Annotated in this window: 18 protein-coding genes and 1 pseudogene; 7 read left to right on the top strand and 12 right to left on the bottom strand. The window is 69.6% G+C overall.

Annotated features, from left to right (window positions below):
- Window positions 1–33: 33 nt before the first annotated feature.
- Genes KF837_33955 through KF837_33945 form a run of 3 tightly spaced genes read right to left on the bottom strand, consistent with a single transcriptional unit; the run spans window position 34 to window position 3,663 of the window.
- Window positions 34–1,812, bottom strand: a complete 1,779-nt coding sequence (locus tag KF837_33955; protein ID MBX3232380.1) for a serine/threonine protein kinase — start codon at window positions 1,810–1,812, stop codon at window positions 34–36.
- Window positions 1,809–2,945: a hypothetical protein gene (locus tag KF837_33950; protein ID MBX3232379.1), complete on the bottom strand. Its 1,137-nt coding sequence runs from the start codon at window positions 2,943–2,945 to the stop codon at window positions 1,809–1,811. The genes KF837_33955 and KF837_33950 overlap by 4 nt, the downstream gene beginning before the upstream one ends.
- A gap of 1 nt (window position 2,946) precedes the next feature.
- Window positions 2,947–3,663, bottom strand: a complete 717-nt coding sequence (locus KF837_33945) for a hypothetical protein (GenBank protein ID MBX3232378.1) — start codon at window positions 3,661–3,663, stop codon at window positions 2,947–2,949.
- A gap of 70 nt (window positions 3,664–3,733) precedes the next feature.
- On the opposite strand from KF837_33945, the gene KF837_33940 reads away from it, so the two are divergent.
- The 3 genes from KF837_33940 to KF837_33930 all read left to right on the top strand — a co-directional run bounded on the left by KF837_33940 (window position 3,734) and on the right by KF837_33930 (window position 5,573).
- On the top strand, window positions 3,734–3,952 hold the full coding sequence (locus KF837_33940; protein MBX3232377.1) for a hypothetical protein: 219 nt from the start codon (window positions 3,734–3,736) through the stop codon (window positions 3,950–3,952).
- The gene (locus KF837_33935) at window positions 3,937–4,164 is read left to right on the top strand and encodes a hypothetical protein (protein ID MBX3232376.1); all 228 of its coding nucleotides are present in this window, start codon (window positions 3,937–3,939) and stop codon (window positions 4,162–4,164) included. Before KF837_33940 ends, KF837_33935 begins: the two co-directional genes overlap by 16 nt.
- 227 nt (window positions 4,165–4,391) lie before the next feature.
- Entirely contained in the window at window positions 4,392–5,573 is a 1,182-nt protein-coding gene (locus tag KF837_33930; protein ID MBX3232375.1) for a hypothetical protein, read from the top strand.
- Between the two features lie 330 nt (window positions 5,574–5,903).
- Here the strand turns inward: KF837_33930 and KF837_33925 are convergent.
- A pseudogene (locus tag KF837_33925) lies at window positions 5,904–7,628 on the bottom strand (hypothetical protein).
- Between the two features lie 41 nt (window positions 7,629–7,669).
- Here KF837_33925 and KF837_33920 point away from each other — a divergent pair.
- From KF837_33920 to KF837_33910, 3 genes are read left to right on the top strand one after another with little or no spacing between them, the layout of a single operon-like run.
- Window positions 7,670–7,885 carry a hypothetical protein gene (locus KF837_33920; GenBank protein MBX3232374.1) on the top strand — a complete coding sequence of 72 codons (216 nt, stop codon included), beginning with the start codon at window positions 7,670–7,672 and terminating at the stop codon, window positions 7,883–7,885.
- Window positions 7,886–7,919: 34 nt separating this feature from the next.
- The gene (locus KF837_33915; protein ID MBX3232373.1) at window positions 7,920–8,807 is read left to right on the top strand and encodes a serine/threonine protein kinase; all 888 of its coding nucleotides are present in this window, start codon (window positions 7,920–7,922) and stop codon (window positions 8,805–8,807) included.
- The gene (locus KF837_33910) at window positions 8,804–9,355 is read left to right on the top strand and encodes a LuxR family transcriptional regulator (protein ID MBX3232372.1); all 552 of its coding nucleotides are present in this window, start codon (window positions 8,804–8,806) and stop codon (window positions 9,353–9,355) included. Before KF837_33915 ends, KF837_33910 begins: the two co-directional genes overlap by 4 nt.
- Here KF837_33910 and KF837_33905 read toward each other — a convergent pair.
- From KF837_33905 to yihA, 8 genes are all read right to left on the bottom strand, one after another.
- Complete coding sequence (locus tag KF837_33905; GenBank protein ID MBX3232371.1) at window positions 9,245–10,009, bottom strand: hypothetical protein; 765 nt, start codon at window positions 10,007–10,009, stop codon at window positions 9,245–9,247. The two genes, KF837_33910 and KF837_33905, sit on opposite strands and share 111 nt — an antisense overlap.
- Before the next feature lie 523 nt (window positions 10,010–10,532).
- Window positions 10,533–11,513, bottom strand: coding sequence for a hypothetical protein (locus KF837_33900; protein MBX3232370.1), 981 nt, complete (start codon window positions 11,511–11,513; stop codon window positions 10,533–10,535).
- On the bottom strand, window positions 11,501–12,493 hold the full coding sequence (locus tag KF837_33895) for a DUF2341 domain-containing protein (GenBank protein MBX3232369.1): 993 nt from the start codon (window positions 12,491–12,493) through the stop codon (window positions 11,501–11,503). The genes KF837_33900 and KF837_33895 overlap by 13 nt, the downstream gene beginning before the upstream one ends.
- Window positions 12,487–13,281, bottom strand: a complete 795-nt coding sequence (locus KF837_33890) for a hypothetical protein (protein MBX3232368.1) — start codon at window positions 13,279–13,281, stop codon at window positions 12,487–12,489. The genes KF837_33895 and KF837_33890 overlap by 7 nt, the downstream gene beginning before the upstream one ends.
- A 173-nt stretch (window positions 13,282–13,454) precedes the next feature.
- Window positions 13,455–14,021, bottom strand: a complete 567-nt coding sequence (locus tag KF837_33885; GenBank protein MBX3232367.1) for a Uma2 family endonuclease — start codon at window positions 14,019–14,021, stop codon at window positions 13,455–13,457.
- 57 nt (window positions 14,022–14,078) lie between these two features.
- Window positions 14,079–15,434: a protein kinase gene (locus KF837_33880; protein MBX3232366.1), complete on the bottom strand. Its 1,356-nt coding sequence runs from the start codon at window positions 15,432–15,434 to the stop codon at window positions 14,079–14,081.
- Window positions 15,435–15,443: 9 nt separating this feature from the next.
- Window positions 15,444–16,358, bottom strand: coding sequence for a hypothetical protein (locus KF837_33875; protein MBX3232365.1), 915 nt, complete (start codon window positions 16,356–16,358; stop codon window positions 15,444–15,446).
- Entirely contained in the window at window positions 16,355–17,020 is a 666-nt protein-coding gene (gene yihA, locus KF837_33870; GenBank protein MBX3232364.1) for a ribosome biogenesis GTP-binding protein YihA/YsxC, read from the bottom strand. The genes KF837_33875 and yihA overlap by 4 nt, the downstream gene beginning before the upstream one ends.
- Window positions 17,021–17,054: 34 nt before the next feature.
- Here yihA and KF837_33865 point away from each other — a divergent pair, with 34 nt between their 5' ends.
- Window positions 17,055–18,848: a serine/threonine protein kinase gene (locus tag KF837_33865; protein ID MBX3232363.1), complete on the top strand. Its 1,794-nt coding sequence runs from the start codon at window positions 17,055–17,057 to the stop codon at window positions 18,846–18,848.
- Window positions 18,849–18,852 lie beyond the last annotated feature (4 nt).

Here is an 18,852-nt window from a genome sequence, read left to right as displayed (position 1 = left end):
CGACGAGGACTGCGCCGACGACGATCGTGAGTGCTACTTGCCAGAGTCGTTCTTGCATTCGGGCCTCGTGACGCGCTCCTCGGGTTTCGGATGCGCGGGATCCAAGTAGGTAAAGCGGTCGTCCCCCACGCACGAGCGCTTGGCTGGAGCTGACGGCGGAGATGGCGCCGGCTGAGGCTGAGGCGACTTCGGGCACGGAGAAGGCGTAATGTTTGCCTTTGGAATGCGCCCCCGTTCGATGGTGATCCTCTGCTCGACTGGGTCACAGTTCGCACGTTCGACGATGACGTAGAGCTCCGGCTCGTCGCCGAGCCGGATGGGCGTTCCCGCTTCGAGCTTCCGCACCGACCCACCCAGGCGGACGACGACTCGCGCATCGCGATCCGCGGTCACCGTGATGTGCGCGAACTCCGGCCGGAGCGTAATGCTTCGTACCGGCCCGCCGGATCTCTCGCGAATCGCGAGCGACTGGTAGCCCTCGCACTCGAAGCGGACCTCGTGGTCGCCCGGAGTCACCGCGAAGGGCGTCGTGCTCTCATGAAGCTCTCCTCGCGGCTCGCCGTCGATCGTGACCCTCACGCGATCCGTGCTCAGGTGCCCCGACGTGAATCGAAGGAGCTCCTCGCGGGGGCTCTCCTTCGCGACCACCGAGGACACGGACGACGCGGGCGATGTCGTGGCTCCGGCGCCCGCCCGCTGCCAAACGAGTATGCCTGTCCCCACGACAGCGAGCACACCGAGCGCGGTCGCGTAGGGCCAGAGGCGCTTGCGCTCGCGCTCCGGCGTGACGACGCTACTCGTCCCCATCGTCGTCGTCGTTCCCCTCACTCCGAACGTCGCGACCACGTTCTCGAGCGAGGTGTGTCCTGCCTTTGTAGGCCTTGCCGGCGTCGCCGGCGTCCCCTTCGGCGCCATCGACGACGCAGGCGTGGGTTGTCCGATGGCGCGGCTGGGGCGACGAGGGGGCGCCTCCGGCACCGAGCAGAGCTCATCGAGCATCGTGAGCGCGTCCGCCCAGCGCGCGCGCGGCGAAGGCGCGAGCGCCGTATCGATCACGGCCGCGAGCTGGCGAGAGAGCTTCGGGCACAGAGTCCGAATGGGTGGCGGCGGCTGCGTCGCCGCCGCCGCTTGCACGAGCTGCGGAGTCGCGGCGGCGTACACGTATCGACCCGTCAGCAAGCGAAACAACGTGGCGCCGGCGGCCCACAGGTCCGTCTGGGGTCCCACGAGCTCGAGGCGACCCTGCGCTTGCTCCGGCGCCATGTACGCGGGCGTACCGAGCGCCGCACCCGACTGCGTGATGCTCGCCTCGAGCGCAGCGACACGCGCGATGCCGAAGTCGAGGACTTTCACGAGGTCGTGCTCGAGGAACAGGTTCTCCGGCTTGATGTCGCGGTGAACGGTCCCGTTCGCGTGCGCCGAGGCGAGGACGTCGAGGAGCTGAGCGACGATGTCGATCGCCACCGCCACTGGCAGCGTTCCGCCATTCGCGACGGCGCGTTGCTCGACGGTCTCTCCCTCGAGCAGATCCATCACCAGGAACGCGTGCCCCTTGTCCCAACCGCTATCGAGCACGCGCACCGTGCCGCGGTTCTTCACCTTGTTCGCGGCGGGCCCTTCGCGAAAGAAGCGCTGCCGTGCCTCCATCTCGGCGGTGATGGATCGGCGCAAGACCTTGATCGCGACGACATCGTCGTTTCCGAGGTGACGGGCGCGATAGACGGCGCCCATCCCTCCCGCACCGAGCAGCTCCTCGAGGCGATACCGGCCCAAGGTCGTCCCTGTGGGGAGCTCGTCGCTCGATCCGCTCACGACGCCAGCTCCCCGCGAAGCTCCACGATCCGCGCGGAGATCGCTTCACGCCATTCCCCACGCAAGCGCTTCACGTCTAGCGGTGAAAGACGAATCGACGGACTTGCCTTCACCGGCTCCGGCGACGTCGTCGACGGGGACGGACGCGACAGGCGGTGCCCTTCCGAGGTCAGTTGCTTCCTAATCGCGTTCCGCTGCGCTTCTGCGGTGCGCGACAGCGTGTCGGCGATGGCCTTCAGCGTCTTGGCCTCCAGCGCCTCGCGCGCCTGAGCCTCGAGCCGCGCGCGGGCCTGTCGTCGTCGCTTCGGAAGCGTGTACACGCCCACGATGATCGCGATGACGAAGGTGGCCCCGAGGGCCCAAGACAGCACATGCGCGCCCGTGCTCTTCCGTGCCGGATCGCTGTCGAGGACTCGAGAAACAACGAAGCCGATGCTCGTCGCGGCGGAGACGCCTGACATGACGAATCGCTGCATCGAGCTCAGCGAGTCGAGGAGGCCAGGGTCCGTGACCCGATGTTCGAAGCGTTGCCAGCGCTTCACTGCGCCTGTCGTCAGCGACGGGGGCGCGATCTCGGCGTCGCTAATCCCTATTTGCTTTAGAGCATCGTTGGCGCGTGTCGCGACGAGCGTCTCGTTGTTCTCCAACCAGAGCTGCAGGGCTTGTTCGAACCAAGCGAGGAATGCGCCATGCCGCTTCTCCGTAAAACGGAAGACACGCTCGCCTCGCGTCGCGTCGAGCTCCGAATCGACGGGGAGCTCCTCGACGCCGCGCTTGCACTTGTCGAGGAGCTGCGCCTGCTGTTCGCTCAGGCGCGCTTGCCAGTCCGAGGTCTGGCGCTGAAGCACGTTCGTGATCTGGAGATCGCTCGCTCGGTTCGACGACGCCGACAAGCTCACGATTCTGTCGGTGCCTGCGAAGCCGGTGTCGCCATGCACCTCCAACACGCGACCGGCAAAGACGTCGAGGTCGACGTAGAGCGCGAGCCACGCGTTGCGATCCTTCAGCGCCGTCGTCCGCAAGCGCGTGTCGAGCGCGGTCAGGTCGGAGCCCAAGGGTCCTTCGGCGACCTTCGCCATGCGGAGCGCCATCATGAGCGCGCTCACGGGCGGGATAGGCTCGAGGACGAACACCTCAGTCCTTCTTGTTCAGCTCGTGAACGATGCCCTCGACCGCCTCCGACACCACGCCGACGACGGGGACCTTTCCCAGCACCGAGTTCGCGCTGTGAAGGACGCGCTCGATCCACGATCCCCCGTGCTCGTCGAGATTGCGGTGAATCTCTCGACTGGCGTTCTCGAGCCCATGCGCGATCTGGTCGCGCGCTTCGCTCAAGGCCGCGACGGCATGCTCCGTTGCGTGCTGCGCAGCCGTCTGGAAGGTGTGCGCGAGCTGCTCGCCGCGGTCCTGCAATTGATGAACGATGCTCCCAGCCGTCTCCTCCAGCGTCCCGAGCGCATGCGCGCGGACCTGCCCAATCGCTTCCTCCGCGGCGGCGCGACGCTCGTCGAGCACGCGCCCGCCGGCTTCGATGCTCTCGGCGGCGCGCGTCTCGACGCGATGAACGGCATCACGCGAGGTGTGACGGAGTGTCTCGATGCTCTGGCGCTCCGCTGCTTCGAGCTTCGTGCGCGCTTCAGCGACCGACTGGATCGCCTGCTCGCGTGTGCGCTCGAGCTCCCCTCGCGCCTCCTCGAGCCGCTGTCGCTCGGCGTGCAGCGCATCGATGGCTTCTCGTTTCGCGGTCTCGAGAGCGGACTCGGCATGCCGCAGGTTCTCGGTGGCGCTGCGTAGCTCGTCGATCAACTCCCTCGCCCGAGCCGCATCATCGTCAGAGCTGAACAAGGCCATTACGCCGCAGCGTAGACACGTCGCTCGCGCTGACTATCGTGGAGATCCACGTACTGTTCGAGCGTTCATCGTGGAAAACCACGAGGTGCTCCGCGACGAGGACGACGGCGTCGATAAGATCATTCGCGCCCTCAAGCACCTTGCGACCAAGCATCCGAGGAAGGAGATCGTGGCGCGCGAGGTGAAGTACTTCCGCAAGAACCGAACGCGAATGAACTACGCAGCACTGAAGTCGCAGGGATTCATGATTGGCTCTGGCGTCGTCGAGGCCGCATGCAAACGGTCGTGACGCAGCGTCTTAAGCAAAGCGGACTGCGCTGGAGCGCCACCGGCGCACAGGCCATCCTGACTCCCGGTGGCTGGGACCCGAGCGATCGTTTCGACGAGGCTAGGGCTCTCCTCGCAGCCGAATTTCACGCCGGAATCACCGTGCTCGCCAACGTCATTGCCCTCAAACCGAAGAGCCCGCCCCGTACTGCACGCAAAACCCGGTCACGATGAGGTCTACACCCCGTCAAGTCACCACTTGTCGAGTCACCACCTGTCAAATTGCGGCCCGCCATTTGCCCGCAGTGCCTCTCACGCGCGCGTGGCGCGGGCGGCGCCGCTTCGGTGTGTCCATCTACACGCCACCGTGGGAAACCACGAGACGCGACACATTATCTACATCGCTACACCGTGGATCTCCACGATACCGCGGGGCGCCGACGTGAGGAACGATGGCCGTCATGAGGACCGCGCATCTACTGGCCATCGTCGTCGCGCTCGGAGCTTGCACCATCAACACCGTGCAGAACACCGGCGATGCTGGTCCCGGACCGAGCAGTGGTCTCGTCGACGCAGGCGTCGGCGCCGATGCAGACGCAGACGCCGGCGATGGAGCGGCACCGCTCGTCTGCAAGGCTTCGTTCACCGCGCGGGGCGCGCCGGCGGTCCCGACCGGCGGTCCGTACCTCGGCGTGGTGCTCTCCGATCGCGTTCTCGCCGTTGGCGGTAGCGCGGTGCACGCCTTCGATGTCGAGAGCGAGACCTGGGCAGACGCGGGGAGCCTCGCTGCGAATCGCGGCGGCGACCATACCGTGACGCTGCTGCCGAACGGCAAGGTCCTCGTCGCCGGCGGCAACGTCTCGCCGCTGGACGCGACGACATCCGCCGAGCTGTACGATCCCGCCACCAAGACGAGCACGCTCACGCAGCCGATGAGCGCGCCGCATCGGATGCACACGGCCACGCTCCTCGCCGACGGCCGCGTGCTGATCGCGGGCGGGCTCCACCAGAGCGTCGCGACGAACGCGGCGGAGCTCTTCGATCCGGCGACAGGGCAGTTCACCGCAGTGGGGCCGATGAAGGTCGCGCGGATGGGAGCCACCGCGGTCCGTCTCGCGGACGGACGCGTCCTCATCGCGGGCGGCTACGCCGGAAGCGCGTGGTGGCAGTTGACGTCGGCCGGTGCGCTCGCAGACGTCGAGCTCTTCGATCCGAAGACGCAGCAGTTCACGGCGGCGTCGCCGCTCATGAGCCCACGCTGGAACGCGGCGCTCGCCGCGCTCGATGACGGACGCGCGATCATCGTCGGCGGCAGCACCTCCGGCGCCTACGTCGATGCCGTGGACGTGTTCGAGCCGAGCGGCGACACCTGGACGCGCACGGCAGAGCTCCCCGCGGCGCGCGCCAGCGCGGGACTCGTGCCGCTCCGCTGCGGTCGCGTCGCGATCGTCGGCGGCTACGACGGCACCGCGACGAACGACGTCATCGTCTACGACCCCACGACCCAAGCGCTCTCGCGCGTCGGAGAAGTGCAGACCGCACGCTTCCCGGGCTTCGCCGCCGAGCTCCCGTCCGGCAGCCTCTTCGTCGGCTGGGGCAGTCCCGGCAACGGCGATCTGACCTCCGTCGAGCTGCTCGACTGATGAGCCTCCCCGCGCTACTCGGCGGCGCCTTTGAGCTTGTCGAGCTGGGCGACCTCCCGAAAGGGAAGCGACGCATGAGTGGTCGCCGTCGCCCGCGAGCTTCTTCGCGCCGCGCGCGTTCGCGCGGCGCGGCGTGCCGCCCGCGGACACGATGAACGCCGGTCCGTCGAGCGCGGCGTCGAGCGCTTCGAGCGCCAGCTTTCCGTTGCCGAGGAGACGCGCGAGCGTCAGCGCCGATGGCGTCGTCGTCTCGTCGTCGAGGATCCGGACAACGCCGGCGTGGTCGATCCGATTGGCGATGTACCCTTCGCGGAGGAAGGGAGATCGCGCGTCGCTCGCTGTGGCGATCTCGGGGTGCAGCACCTTCACCGCGACGCGCATCCCGTTCCGGTGCGTCGCTTCGTAGACGGCGCCGCACGATCCGACGCTGAGCACACGGTCGAGGCGATATTTCTGGCGCAGGCTCGTCCCGACCCGTGCGTCGACGCGTTCCTGCACGGAGCGATCGACACTGACCTCCGACCTCACCCCTGCCATCAACGGTCGAGGCCAAAGGACCGGTCGACGCTCCTCTAGCGAAGGCGCTCTCGCGAGGCCGTGTCGTGAATTGGATCTTGATCTCGTTTGTCCGCGCGCGATAGATGGTCGCCCATGGGGCGAGGGCGGGTAGGCGCGGCGCTGGGCGTGGCATCTCTCATGGCGAGCGGATGGCTCGCGGCGTGCTCGGATGATGACGCGTCGCCGCCCGACGTTCCGGCGGCGGAGGCTGGAGCCGCGGATCAGCAGACGCCATCGACGTCGGACGGCGCGACGAGCGTCGATGCGCCGTCCGACGTTCTTGTCGAGGATGAGGACGCCGGCGACGCCGGGCCGAGCGACGCGGGAGCGGACGCCGACGCCGACGCCGACTTGCCGGTCCTCGTGCGCGTCTCCGGCGCGGTCGACTTCCACGGTCGCCTCGAGGGCGCCGAGGTGAGCGTCCTCTCGCCGTCTCCACAGACGACGGTGTCCGACGCGGAGGGGAACTTCTTCTTCTTCGTGCCGCTCGGCTCGACGGTGGTGACGAAGGTGACGCCGCCGCCCGACGCGGGGGCGCTCCCGATGATCCGCGGCATCGTCGCCCGGTCGCCGAGCCGTCCTCGCGTCTACTACCTGCTCGGCTTGGACGAGGTCGAGGCAGCGAGCGTGCTCGGCCTGACCGTCGACCCGACGAAGGCGATCGTGGAGGTCGACTTCCGCAACGCGCCGGTGGGCGGCTACAGCGCGACGATGAAGGACGGCGAGACCGTCCTCGAGCCAGACTTCGGCGTCGCCTTCGACGAGAACGACACCCCGCACGTCACGCTCTCGACCGTCGCCGGCGGCGGCGGCAGCACGCAGCTCTACGGCAACGTGCCTCCGGGAAACGCGAGCTTCACGCCTCACCTCCCCGCCGACGCCGGCCCCTGCACCCCGTGCGACGCGCCCGCCGTCCCGCTCCAGCCCAACGTCGTGACCTGGTACGACTTCGAGTGCGGAACGGCGACGGACTGCTTCTGACCTGATCCCACTGCGCGCTCGAGCGGCGCCACGAGTCGCTTCCCGTCGTACCTTCGTCGGTGGGAGCGCCAAGGCGCTCGCGCCTCGTGGGTCCGGGGGCCGCTCCGCCTCCGTGAATTCCCACGATGAACGCCAGAGCAGCACGTGGATCTCCACGATGGTCGGCGCTAGCACGACATCTAAGCTGCGCCGTAGTGACACTGTTTGGCTCGGACGACGGTGCCGCCCGGCCCACGCGCGAGTCCCTGGAACGCGAACGGCCGGATGAAGACCTCGCCGGTCGAGCCATTGTGGCTTTCCACAATGGTGCGGCGTCCATCGCAGCGGTGGGAGCCTTCGACCCCGCACTGAGGCGCGCACCGGAAGTCGCAACCGTCCTTGCTCTCGCAGTTCGCGCCAGCTCGGCACTCGATCTGCTGATCGTAGACGACGATGGGCGTGGTTCCGGAAAGGCAGGTGGCCGACCGCACGATCTCCGCGCACGGAGCTCCCCGTCGTCGGGCCGAGGGACATCATCGTCACCGCATGCGGTCGCGACGACGTAGCTGGTGAGACTCATGTCGAAGCTCCTCGATTCAGAAGGTCACGCCCGCACGGGGTGCAAGACGCGAGGACGGCTCGGCGACCGGGCGACGATGCCGCGGATCATCGGGAGCGCCCCCGCGTCGGGCGGCGGCGTCGCCTTCGTCACCACCGTCGAGCCGAGCGGCACGAAGAAGAAGAACTTCCCTTCCGCGTCGGACACAGTCGTCTGTGGAGACGCCTTCGCTTGAGGAGCGTCGACCGGTCCTTTAGCCTCGACCGTTCATGGCAGGGGTGAGGTCGGAGGTCAGCGTCGATCGCTCCGTGCAGGAACGCGTCGACGCACGAGTCGGAACGAGCCTGCGCCAGAAATATCGCCTCGATCGTGTGCTCGGCGTCGGATCGTGCGGCGCCGTCTACGAAGCGACGCACCGGAACGGGATGCGCGTCGCGGTGAAGGTGCTGCACCCCGAGATCGCCACCGCGAGCGATGCGCGATCTCGCTTCCTCCGCGAAGGGTACATCGCGAATCGGATCGAGCACGCCGGTGTCGTCCGGATCCTCGACGACGACGAGGACGAGGAGACGACGTTCCTCGTGATGGAGCTCCTCGAAGGGAGCACGCTCGCGGACGAATGGCGCGCGGCAGGCCATCGGCTCGGGCGGGCGCGCGCGGTCGCGATCGGCGCGGAGCTCCTCGACGTGCTCGTGGCGGCGGCGCGCGCGAACGTCGTGCACCGCGATCTCAAGCCGGACAACGTCTTCGTCGTCGGTCCGGACCGCCGGCTGAAGGTCCTCGACTTCGGGATCGCGCGCCTCCTCGATCAGCCGCGCGCGACGCCGACCGGCGATGCCCTCGGCGCTGCCGAGTTCGTCGCGCCGGAGCTCGCGCGCGGGCGGGCGCGCGACGCCGACGCCCGCGCGGACGTGTACGCCGTCGGCGCGATGCTCTTTGCGTTCCTCACTGGACGGTTCGTCCACGACGGGAAGAACCCGCTCGAGCGCATGATCGTCACCGCCACCACGCCGGCTCCCGCGGTCCGCCGCTTCGCGCCCGACCTCGACGAGGACCTCGCGCACGTCGTCGACGTCGCGCTCTCGTTCGATCGCGAGTTGCGCTGGCCGAGCGCCGCCGCGATGCGCGCTGCGCTCATGGAGATGCGTCCCGGATGACGGTCGAGACGACGACGCCGTCGGCGCTGACGCTCGCGCGTCTCCTCGGCAAGGGAAAGCTGGCCCGCGTCGCGCTCGCCGCCGCCCTCGACGCGCTCGACGGTCCGGCGTTCATCGTGTCCGCGCGCGGCACGCCGCTCCACGCGAACGCGAGCGGCGCGCGAAAGCTCGCGAGCAACGGCGACGACGATGGCGATGGCGACCGCCTTCGCCGATCGCTCGCGGCCGCCGCGAAGGACGGATCCGATCCGGCGCGCACGGCGCTCGTCACGCCCCTTCGCGGCGAGACGGGGCCGACCTATTTTCTCGTCGTCTTCCCCCGCCGCTCCTCTGCTGCCGCCACAGCGGCGTACGCGACGTCGCTCTGGGAGCTCACGCCGCGACAGAGCGACGTGCTCACGATGCTGCTCGAAGGGTTCACGAACAAGACGATCGCCCTACGGCTCGGCTGCGCCGAACGCACGGTCGAGACGCACCTCACCGCGATCTTCCAGAAGTCGGGCTTCGACAGTCGGAGCGCCCTCCTCGCCGCGCTCGCACGGCTTTGAGCGTGCGAACGCGATGATCAGTCGGCGAGCACGTCGCGAACGGAGGGTTGCGGAGACGGCTCGCTCGAGCCAGCGGTCGAGCTGAGCGAGATCCGTGCAGGCGAGGATGCGCGCCCGCTCGGTGTTGGTGATCTGGAGCTCGCGCGCATCGAAGACGCGGAGGATCGCCTCGGCCTTCCCTTCCGCCTTCCCCTCGTCGCGCATCGCCTTCTTGAACTGCTGAAACTCCTGCTCGAGCATGGCGGCTTCTTTCCGATCCTCGCTGTCTTCCGATTCTGGCATCACCATCCGGCGCCGCACGAGCAGCTCCAGAATCATGCGGCGCAGCTCTCCGGACTCGAGAGTGCGCGCATCGGCGATCGCGTCTTGGAGCACCGCGTCTCGTCCGAGCAGACGAAGGAGCAGCGTCTCTGGTACGCGCGCGAGCTCCGACAGGACCACGACGCCTATCGCGTGTCCAGGCGCGTCGAAGCGAAAACCCTTCGGCCATCCCTCCCGCGATGGCTCGAGCTCGTAGCTCTCCGTTACCGTCTTCGGATCGCCGGTGCTCAGGAGCCAGAGGTACGGAAACTCGGGGAGCGCTTCGTTCTCCCGCTCGGCTTTGCGCCTCCGTTGGTTGTCCCACGCGAGCTGTTTTCGGACGCAGCCACGCACGTCCGGCAGGCCTGGCGTGCGCGAGTATGGCTCCAGCAAGCAGGGACGTCTGTTCACGTGTCTTCGGCGGAACGTCGAGCACCATGCTGAGCGTGGCGTCCGTGCTGCGGGATGCCAAGTCCGCCGCGAACGTCTCGGCAAGCTGCAAGTCCTCCGAAGGGCGCGAGAGCAACTTCGACGTCGCCGAGCTCGGTCCTCGTGACGAGCCCACGGCGAAGCGCTTGCTGTGCTGCTTGTCGAAGAAGCTCCGGGGAGAGCCCGTCCTTCGCGCAGTCGCTCAGCGAGCGCCGCGGGTTGGTCGTCGGCACGGCGCCGAACCACGAGCGACTTCACGCGGCACGTCGGAGTGGTGGAGGACGATGTCGGGCGGCACGCGAAACCGGCGCCGGCGCCAGTCTGCAGCCATCTCGGACCACAGCCAGGCGGCGACGAGCTCCTCGTCGGGGCGGACTGTGTGACCTGCGAATACACACAAAACGTAAGCAAAATTTTAGTTTTGTGTATGTTCGACGATCGGTCTCGGTCAAGGACACGGGGACTCCTCGAGGCTCGGCTCGGAGAGCTGCGGTGGACTGTACGCGAAGGGGTTCGCGCGGACGTTGGAGAAGGCCGCCCCGACTCGCACCGGAACGTCCGGGCTCGGCAGCCATACGCCGAGGCACACAACCCTCGCGCCCGGCTGGATGGTGCGCGATGTCGCGTCGTCGATGGGCTGGATACTCGAGGTCTCCCAGAGACGCGGGCCGTCCTGCAGCCACGCCTCGACCGTCGCTGTCCCGACCACGATCGGCCGCACGTCGAAGACGATCGACCAGGCGCGACCGAACGGGAAGACGAAGCTCTGACACCACCCGGCGCGCGGCAAGAACTCGGGCTCGGACCCGGCGCGCTCGTACACGACGATCGCCTCGCCGTCGCGGAGGGCCAGCTCACCGGCGCCATAGCGATCGCTCCACCCGCCCGCGTCCGGATCGAAGCGCGGGTTCGCGACGATGCCGTCGAAGAACACGTCGTCGCGCGAGGGCCCTGCATCAGGGTCGCCGTAATAGAGGAAGATCCGGTTCACGCCCTCCGCGAGATCCGTCTTCACCCAGATCTTCGTCGCGTCGCCGATCGGCGAGCCGAGGCGGAGCGGCAGCACCGTCGTCCCGTCCGCAGCGGTCGCGCGGAGGTCGCGACCGTCCTCGCGGAGCCTCCCCGCCGCGACGAGGGACCTCGTGTCGAGCCGCAAAGCGAAGGTGTACTCCGTGATCGCTGCGTGCATGGCGACGTCGACGAAGACGCGGTGCGCGAAGCCGTCGAGCCACGGGCGAGCGTCGCAAGCGCCGGCGTCGCTCGCGTCGCTCCCGGCCTCCGGCGCCACCGGTGAGGCGTCCACACCGATGCGCTCGGAGGGGCGTGGACGACCTTCCTCGAGACCACCGAGGAGATCGGCGCACGCCGTGACGCTCGCGACGGCCACCACGACGAACGTCGCGCGCCGCAGCACGATCATCGCTCGCACGAGGCCTCCGCTGGTCCCACGATCGTCGCGATACGGTCCCCGTCGAGCCAGCGCCGAACGCGGAGGTTCGAGAGCTCCGCGCCGATGGCCGTCCCGTGCGCGCCGCCAACGGTGCTCGCGACGAGACAGACGGTCCTCACTCCTTCGTCGAAGGGACCGGACTGGAGATGCGCGACCCGCGCCGGCGCATGGAGGTTCGTGCCGGGCAACCACCACACGACGCTGGATGGCTCGAGCTCGCCCGAGAAGATGGTGACTCCCGCGTGCTCGGTGACCGTCAGCGTCAAATCAAAGAGGAACCGATACCGCGATCCGCTTGCGAAGCTCGCACGCTGGCACGCGCCGATCGTGGCGCCGTTCGGATCGGGCTGACGCGCCATCCAGAACGACGCCTTCCCGTCCGCGATCGTGACGGAGCGCTGATCGGTGCTCGTCGTGGACTCGTGCGAATCGAACGTCGTCCAGCCGCGCGGGCCGTCGAAGGTCGGGTTCTCGATCGCGCCACGGACGAACGTAGCGTCGCGCGATGCCTCGCTCTCCGCGGAGGGCGCGCCGTAGTAGAGCCACAGATCGATCGGCCGCTCCTCGAGGTCGACGCGCATCCAGAGCTTCTTCGCCGCGCCGGCGCCGTCCGGCTCGATCCAGTACGGGACGCGCGTGACGCCGTCGGCGAGGGTCGGTCGCAGGTCCGCGCCGTCGGGCTTCGCCGCGAGCGACGCCGGGAGCGCCAGCGCGACCTGATAGCCCGCGACCCGCGGACCCGTGTGCTCGACGCGCAGCGGGACACGATGCGCGAAGCCGCCGAGCCACGCGCATGTGGGCGCAGGCGCCGGTGCGGGTGTGGCATCCGTCCCGGCTTCGACCTCGATCTCGGCGCCTGCGTCGCGGGGCGCGCCGTCGTCGAGACCGCCGAGCACGGTCGCGCATCCGAGCGACGCGAGCGTGAATGCAGCGGCGAGGGCGAGCGCGCGGATCACCATCGCCCCGCGAACGTCGCGCCCGACACAGTGGCGCCCACGGCGAACCGCGGCGAGAGGAAGACGAGGAGTCCGCCCGCGATCGCGAGGCCCGCGCCGGCGGCGAGCGCGATCGTCGACACGCGCGCGGCGGCGCGCGCGTCGCGGCGGTAGCTCGGATCGTCGCAGACGTTGCTCGCGTCGCAGCCCGCGCTCCGCTCCTTCACGATCGCGTCGATGCCGAAGGCCGTCCCGATGCCGAGGCCGACCGCCCCGGCGCCGAGCACGAGGAAGCCCGCCGTCCGCCACGCGCTCGACGGCGGGCGCGTGTCCACGGCGCGTGCGACTGGACGCGGCGCGCCGATGACCACCGTCTCGCGGCGCCCCTTCTCGCGCTCGAGGAGCACGAGCGTGCGCTCTTCACGCGCGCCGCCGGCGTCGATCGTGAAGTGATGTGGGCCAGGATCGAGGACGATCTCGGCGCCGATCGCGACGTCGAGCGGCGTGCCGTCGACGCTCAACGTCGCCGTGGAGATGTCGGCTCCCGACGGCTCCTTCAAATGGAACACGACGCTCGGAAGGCGCTCGTTCACCTCGCGCAGACGATCGTCGCAGAGCGCGCGGATCGCCTCGTCGCACTCCGGCGCCGCGCACGCTCGGAGCTCGCTGCGCGCCGCGAGGAGCCGGCGCTCCGCGAGCGCGACGCGAGCGCGCTCGCCGGCATCGAGACACGTGTCGGCGCGCGCCGTCGACGGGGCGAGCCAACACGCCAGCGCCGCGAGGGCGGCGCGCCACGTCAGCGAGGAACGCACCGCTTCGGCCACTTGCGACCTTCCTCGTCGATCTCGAAGCACGGCGCGTCGAACAGCGGAATGAGCTCACACAACACGCGCCAAGGGTAGCAGTACCCGAGATCGCCACCGCGAGCGATGCGGCGAGTCCGCGTAGAGCTGGGGCAGGCTCACGGCGCGCAGCGATCGTGGAGTCAGCGATAGACGTCGTCGATCGCGATGAGCTGGCCGTGGACGCGGATGCTCCCGGCGCCAGCACCTTCGCCCTTCCATCCGTCTTCTCGGCGGAAGACCTCGATCCGTCGCTCGTCCTGAGAAATGAGGACATACTCTCGGAGCGACGCCAACTGCTTGTAGGCCTGGAACTTCCCGTCGCGGTCGTAGCGCTCCGTCGCGCTCGAGAGCACCTCGACGACGACGACGGGGTTCGTGATCGCCTGCCCGAGGGACTTCCCGTTCTTGTAGACGGTGATCGTCTCGAGCGGACCGCACACGATGCTCAGATCGGCGTAGGTCGAGAGCCGGGCCGCCTCGATGTGGAGCATCGTGTCGGACGCGTATCCCGTGCACTCGGCTGGCAGCGCGGCGCCCAGGACGAGCGACGCGCGATAGACGAGCCGCCCGTGCTCCGGCGTTCCGCGCGACATCCCATACACGACTCCGTCGCACCACTCGTGCTTGAGCGCGTCCGCGCCGGCCGTCGCTTCGGCTTCGAAGTAGTCGTCGAAATTGACGTACGGAGAAGCGGCCGCGTGTGCCATGTCGAGATCTTACCACCGCTGGAGGACCCGTACGCGCCGCGAGGGCGGCGCGCCACGTCAGCGAGGAACGCACCGCTTCGGCCACTTGCGACCTTCCTCGTCGATCTCGAAGCACACGACGTTCTCGTTCTCGTTCGCGGCCACGACCGACGCATCCGCCTCCACGCTCGTAGCTTCCGCTGGCGGCACGACCGCGATGGCGTCGGCACGACGCGATGATCGGAGCGCCGACGCCGCGCTCGGCGCGATAGCGGCGCCCTCGTCGACCGCCGACGACGCGCTCGGCGTGACCGCCGGTACCTCATGGATCGCCGCCGCCACCGGCGCACCGCCCTCGTCGATCTCCGCCGCGACCCGTGAGGCCGTCACGCTCGGCGCCGACGGCTCGATCGTGGACGAAGATGTATCCGGCGCATCGCGACCGCGCGCGGCGGACGCGACGCCAGCGGCGCCGAGCGCCAGCACGATCGCCGCGACGACCGGAAGACGACGCCGCGACCGCCGCACCGCCGTCACGCCGGAGCGTCCCTCGACGACGCGCCCGATCGGCGTCCCGTACGTGCGCGTGTACGCGTCCTCGAGCGCGCCGCGCATCGCGGCGGCCGAGGGCCAGCGCGCGTCACGGTCGATCGCGAGCGCGCGGTCGAGCACTGCCGCGATCGCCGGCGGGACGTCGGGGACGACCGTGGCGATCGGCGGCGCCGCCTCCGTCGCTGCCTTGATCAACGTCTCCTCCGCCGTGCTCGCCTGATGCACCACGCGGCCGGCGAGCACGGCGAACAGCGTCGCGGCGGCGGACCAGAGATCGCTGCGCTCGTCGATCTGACTGCGCCGGCCGTACGCCTGCTCGGGCGGCATGAACGCCGGCGTGCCGAGCATGCGCCCCGTCGCCGTCGCCGTCGGGCTCCGCGGATCGCGGATCTGCGCGACGCCGAAGTCGAGCACCTTCACCGTCCCGTCGCGCAGGACGAAGACGTTCTCCGGCTTGACGTCGCGATGGATCACCCCCGCCTCGTGCGCGGCGGCGAGGACGTCGAGGAGCTGGCAGCCGACCTCCACGACCGCGTGGACCGAGAGCCGCCCGCCCGGCGCCGCGCGCGCGAACGACGCGAGCGTCTCACCCTCGAGCAGCTCCATCACGAGGTAGACGACGCCGTCATCGGTCACGTCGTCGTCGAAAACGCGCACGACACCTTCGTGCGGGACGCGGTTCGCGGCGTAGCCCTCGCGCACGAACCGCGCGCGGACGTCCGCCGAGACGGAGAGCGCCGGACGCAGCATCTTCACCGCCGCGCGATGGCCGTTTCGATGGCGCGCCGCGTAGACGACGGCCATCCCGCCGATGCCCGCGATCCGATCGAGCGTGTACTTCCCGAGGGAGCGGCCCAGCCACTGCGTTGCGTCCACCCCCACGCTCATTCGTTACTTCTTCGTCGGCGGAGTCGGAGGTCCTTCGCACGAGTACGTCGTGCCGGTTGGCTTCAGGGCGCCGTCGGCGTCGCGTTTGAAGAACTTCAGCGCGGAGTCGACGTCGTCGGGGGTGAGCGCGGGGCCGCCGGGATGGGGGCAGTACGCGTGTGGCCAGGAGGACTTCGTCAGCGCCTCGTGGAGCTCCTTCACCTTCGGGGCTTGCTCCGCGTCGTCTTGCGCCGCGACGAGGATGATCGGGCTCGACGACGAGGCCGGCGGCGGCGCGGCCGCCTTCGACTTCGACGCAGCGGCCGGGGCCGGCGCGGGCGGCGCGACCGGAGGCGGCGGCGCGATCTGGCCCGCGTTCACGATCGCCCACGCCTGCGCGGGGAAGAGGCCGTGCGTCGCGACGTAGCTGCCGAAGAAGCCGCCGTTCGAATACGCGACGACGTAGCGCTTGTGCGTGCCCGGCTCGAGGAGCGCGTCGACCTGGAACAGCCCCTTGTCCCACTCCGCGATCAGCGCCTTCATCGCGTCGACCTCGTCGGGATCCTGCGGCCAGCAGTAGTAGTCCTTGAACTCCGCCTTCCACGGACAGAGGCCCCGCTTCCCGCGCGGGACGAAGACCGCGTAGCCCTTCTGCGTCGCGGCGCGGATCGCGGCCCACTCCTCCGGCGCGCCTTGCCCCTGGAACATGCCGTGGAGGTAGACGACGACGGCGGTGTCCTTCGTCGTCTGTTCGGGGATCGCGAAGCACGTGTCGTTCGGGCCCGAGTCGAAGCCCTCCGGACACCACGACTGACCTGCGTTCGAGAGCGTGTGATGCGGCTGCACCGGCCCCTGCTCCTGCGCCGCTTGCGAGCCTTTGCACGCGAGGGCGAGAGGAGGAACGGACAGGAGCAGGAGCGCGACGAGCGCCGGCCTCATCCTCTCGAGGGTACACCACACGCCGAGAGGATGCTCTTCCACAACGCCTCGCGTCCGTCGCGCGTCTCCGCGCTCGTCCCGATCACCTGCACGGATTTGCCGGCGCCGAGCTTCGCCAGGGCCGGCTTCTGGGCCGAGCGCGCGAGCTTGTCGAGCTTCGTCACGACGAGCGCGACGCGCGGGGCCCCCGAGAGCGAGGCAGCGTACTCGAGGAGGTCCTCGTCGTCCTCCTCCACGCCGCGGCGGACGTCGACGAGGACGTAGACCGCCTTCAGCGTGGGGCGCTGCTCGAGGTAGCCCTCGATGAGGTCCTTCCAGCCATGGGACTCGGACTTGGAGACCTTCGCGTAGCCGTAGCCGGGCAGGTCGACGAAGACGATGCGCGGCACGGGGGGCTGGGCGAGCTTCACGTCGAAGAAGTTCACCTGCCGCGTGCGGCCGGGCGTGTTGCTCGTGCGGGCGAGGCTCTTTCGCGCGAGCACCATGTTGAGGAGGCTCGACTTGCCGACGTTGGACTTGCCCGCGAACGCGACCTCCGGCGCGTCCTCGAAGGTGGCGCTCGCCGGAATCTGATTTCGCGCGTGCGCGCCGGCCACGAACTCCGCGGCGGCGATGCGCACATCGGCGGAAGCTTTGGGTTTGTCTGCCTTCGGATCCGCCATCGCAGAACGGCCTTAGCACATGTACATTCCATCCGTGGCCTTCGGCTCACCGATGCCCGAGCGAATCGGGCGTTACGAGATCCTCCTCCAGATCGCGCGCGGCGGTATGGCGACGGTGTTCCTCGCGCGCGCCGAGGGCCACGGCGGCTTCGACCGCTACGTCGCGCTGAAGCTCACCGCCGATCACCTGCGCGACGATCCGGAGTTCGCGCAGCACCTCGTCGACGAGGCCAAGCTCGTCGCGCACCTCCGTCACCAGAACGTCGTGCCGGTGCTCGACGTCGGCGAGCACGACGGCGGCGCCGTGTTCCTCGTCATGGAGTACGTGCCGGGCGACTCGCTCGGCGGTCTCTTCAAGCTCGCGAAGAAATATGGCCGAGAGCTCCATCCGCGGATCGGGCTTCGCATCCTCGTGGACGCGCTCGCCGGGCTCCACGCCGCGCACGAGCACTGTGACGAGGACGGCAAGCACCTCCGCCTCGTCCATCGCGACTTCTCCCCTCAGAACATCCTCGTCGGCACCGACGGCATCGCGCGGTTGACGGACTTCGGCATCGCGAAGGCCGCCTCGCGCGCCTCCGTGACCGTGGCCGGCACGATGAAGGGGAAGGTCAGCTACGCCTCGCCGGAGCAGGCGCGCGGCAAGGACCTCGATCGCCGGTGCGACGTGTGGGCCGGCGGCGTCATGGCGTGGGAGATCTTCGCGCAGCGGAAGCTGTTCCCGTCGAACGAGCGCACGCTGCTCGACGTCGTGAAGGGACCGCCGCCGCGCATTCGCTCGCTCGTGCCGAACGTGCCGCCCGAGATCGACGACGCGATCGCGCGCGCGCTCGGCTTCGAGGTGGACGCGCGCACCCCGACCGCGCAGGCGTTCGCGCGCGAGCTCGGGACCGCCGCCGCCGCGTACGACCTCCTCGCCTCGAACGAAGAGGTCGCCGAGTTCGTCCGCCACATGGTCGCCCCGATCCTCGAGGAGCGGAAGGCGGCGATCGCCGAGGCGCGCTCGCGGAGGTCGGGCGCGCGCACGCCGAGCCAACCGGAGGTCGCGACCGCGCCGCTCCCCTCGCTCCCCGAGATGCCGATGACGGACGACGGCGGGACGGCGGTGATGCTCGGCGCGCCGGTGCGCCCGCCGCCGCTCGTCGACGATCGCCGGCCTCCGCCGAGCTTCGATGCATGGAGCCCCGCGTCGACGACGCCCGCCGGGGTGGAGCAGGCCCCGCCGCCCGCGCCGCCCATGATCGAGACGCCGAAGGAGCGCGTGCAGCGGCTCTTCCGCGAGAAGCCCGCGATCGTGATCGGGGGCGCGGCCGGCTTCGCGGGGTTGATGCTCGTGCTCGCGCTCGTCATCGCCTTCGCGGGCTCGGGCTCGAGCTCGAGCTCGAGCTCGAGCGAGAAAAAGCAGGCGAAGACGACGGCGTCGGCCTCGGCCTCCGCGCTCGCCGCGTTCGTGCCGCCGGTCGACAGCGTTCGTGCGCCGGCGACTCCGAGCGGCACGACGACCAACACACCGCCGGCGACGCCGCAGCTCGGCGAAGGCGAGCCGCTCCCTCCGCAGCTCGAGGTCGTCGCGAACGCGCCCGTCGCGCGCCTCGCGCTCACGTCACGCACGGTGGAGATGGAGGTGCCGGCGAAGAACGTCGCGATCGAGCTGACGCCCGAGGAGAGCGGCGCGGCGGTCGCGGTGACGGCGACGAGCATCGACGGCCGCTCCGGGCAGGCGGTGTGGAACCCCGGCGACGCCGAGGTCACGATCGCGTTCGGCGACGCGCCGCCGCCGCGTCATGACAAGCCGCGCCCCCGGCCGGGACCTCGCCCGCGACGCTGACGAC

Source organism: Labilithrix sp., from assembly GCA_019637155.1.
Lineage (GTDB): Bacteria > Myxococcota_A > Polyangia > Polyangiales > Polyangiaceae > Labilithrix.
Note: the sequence above shows the minus strand (reverse complement) of the source record. Positions and strands in the feature narration are given on the sequence as shown.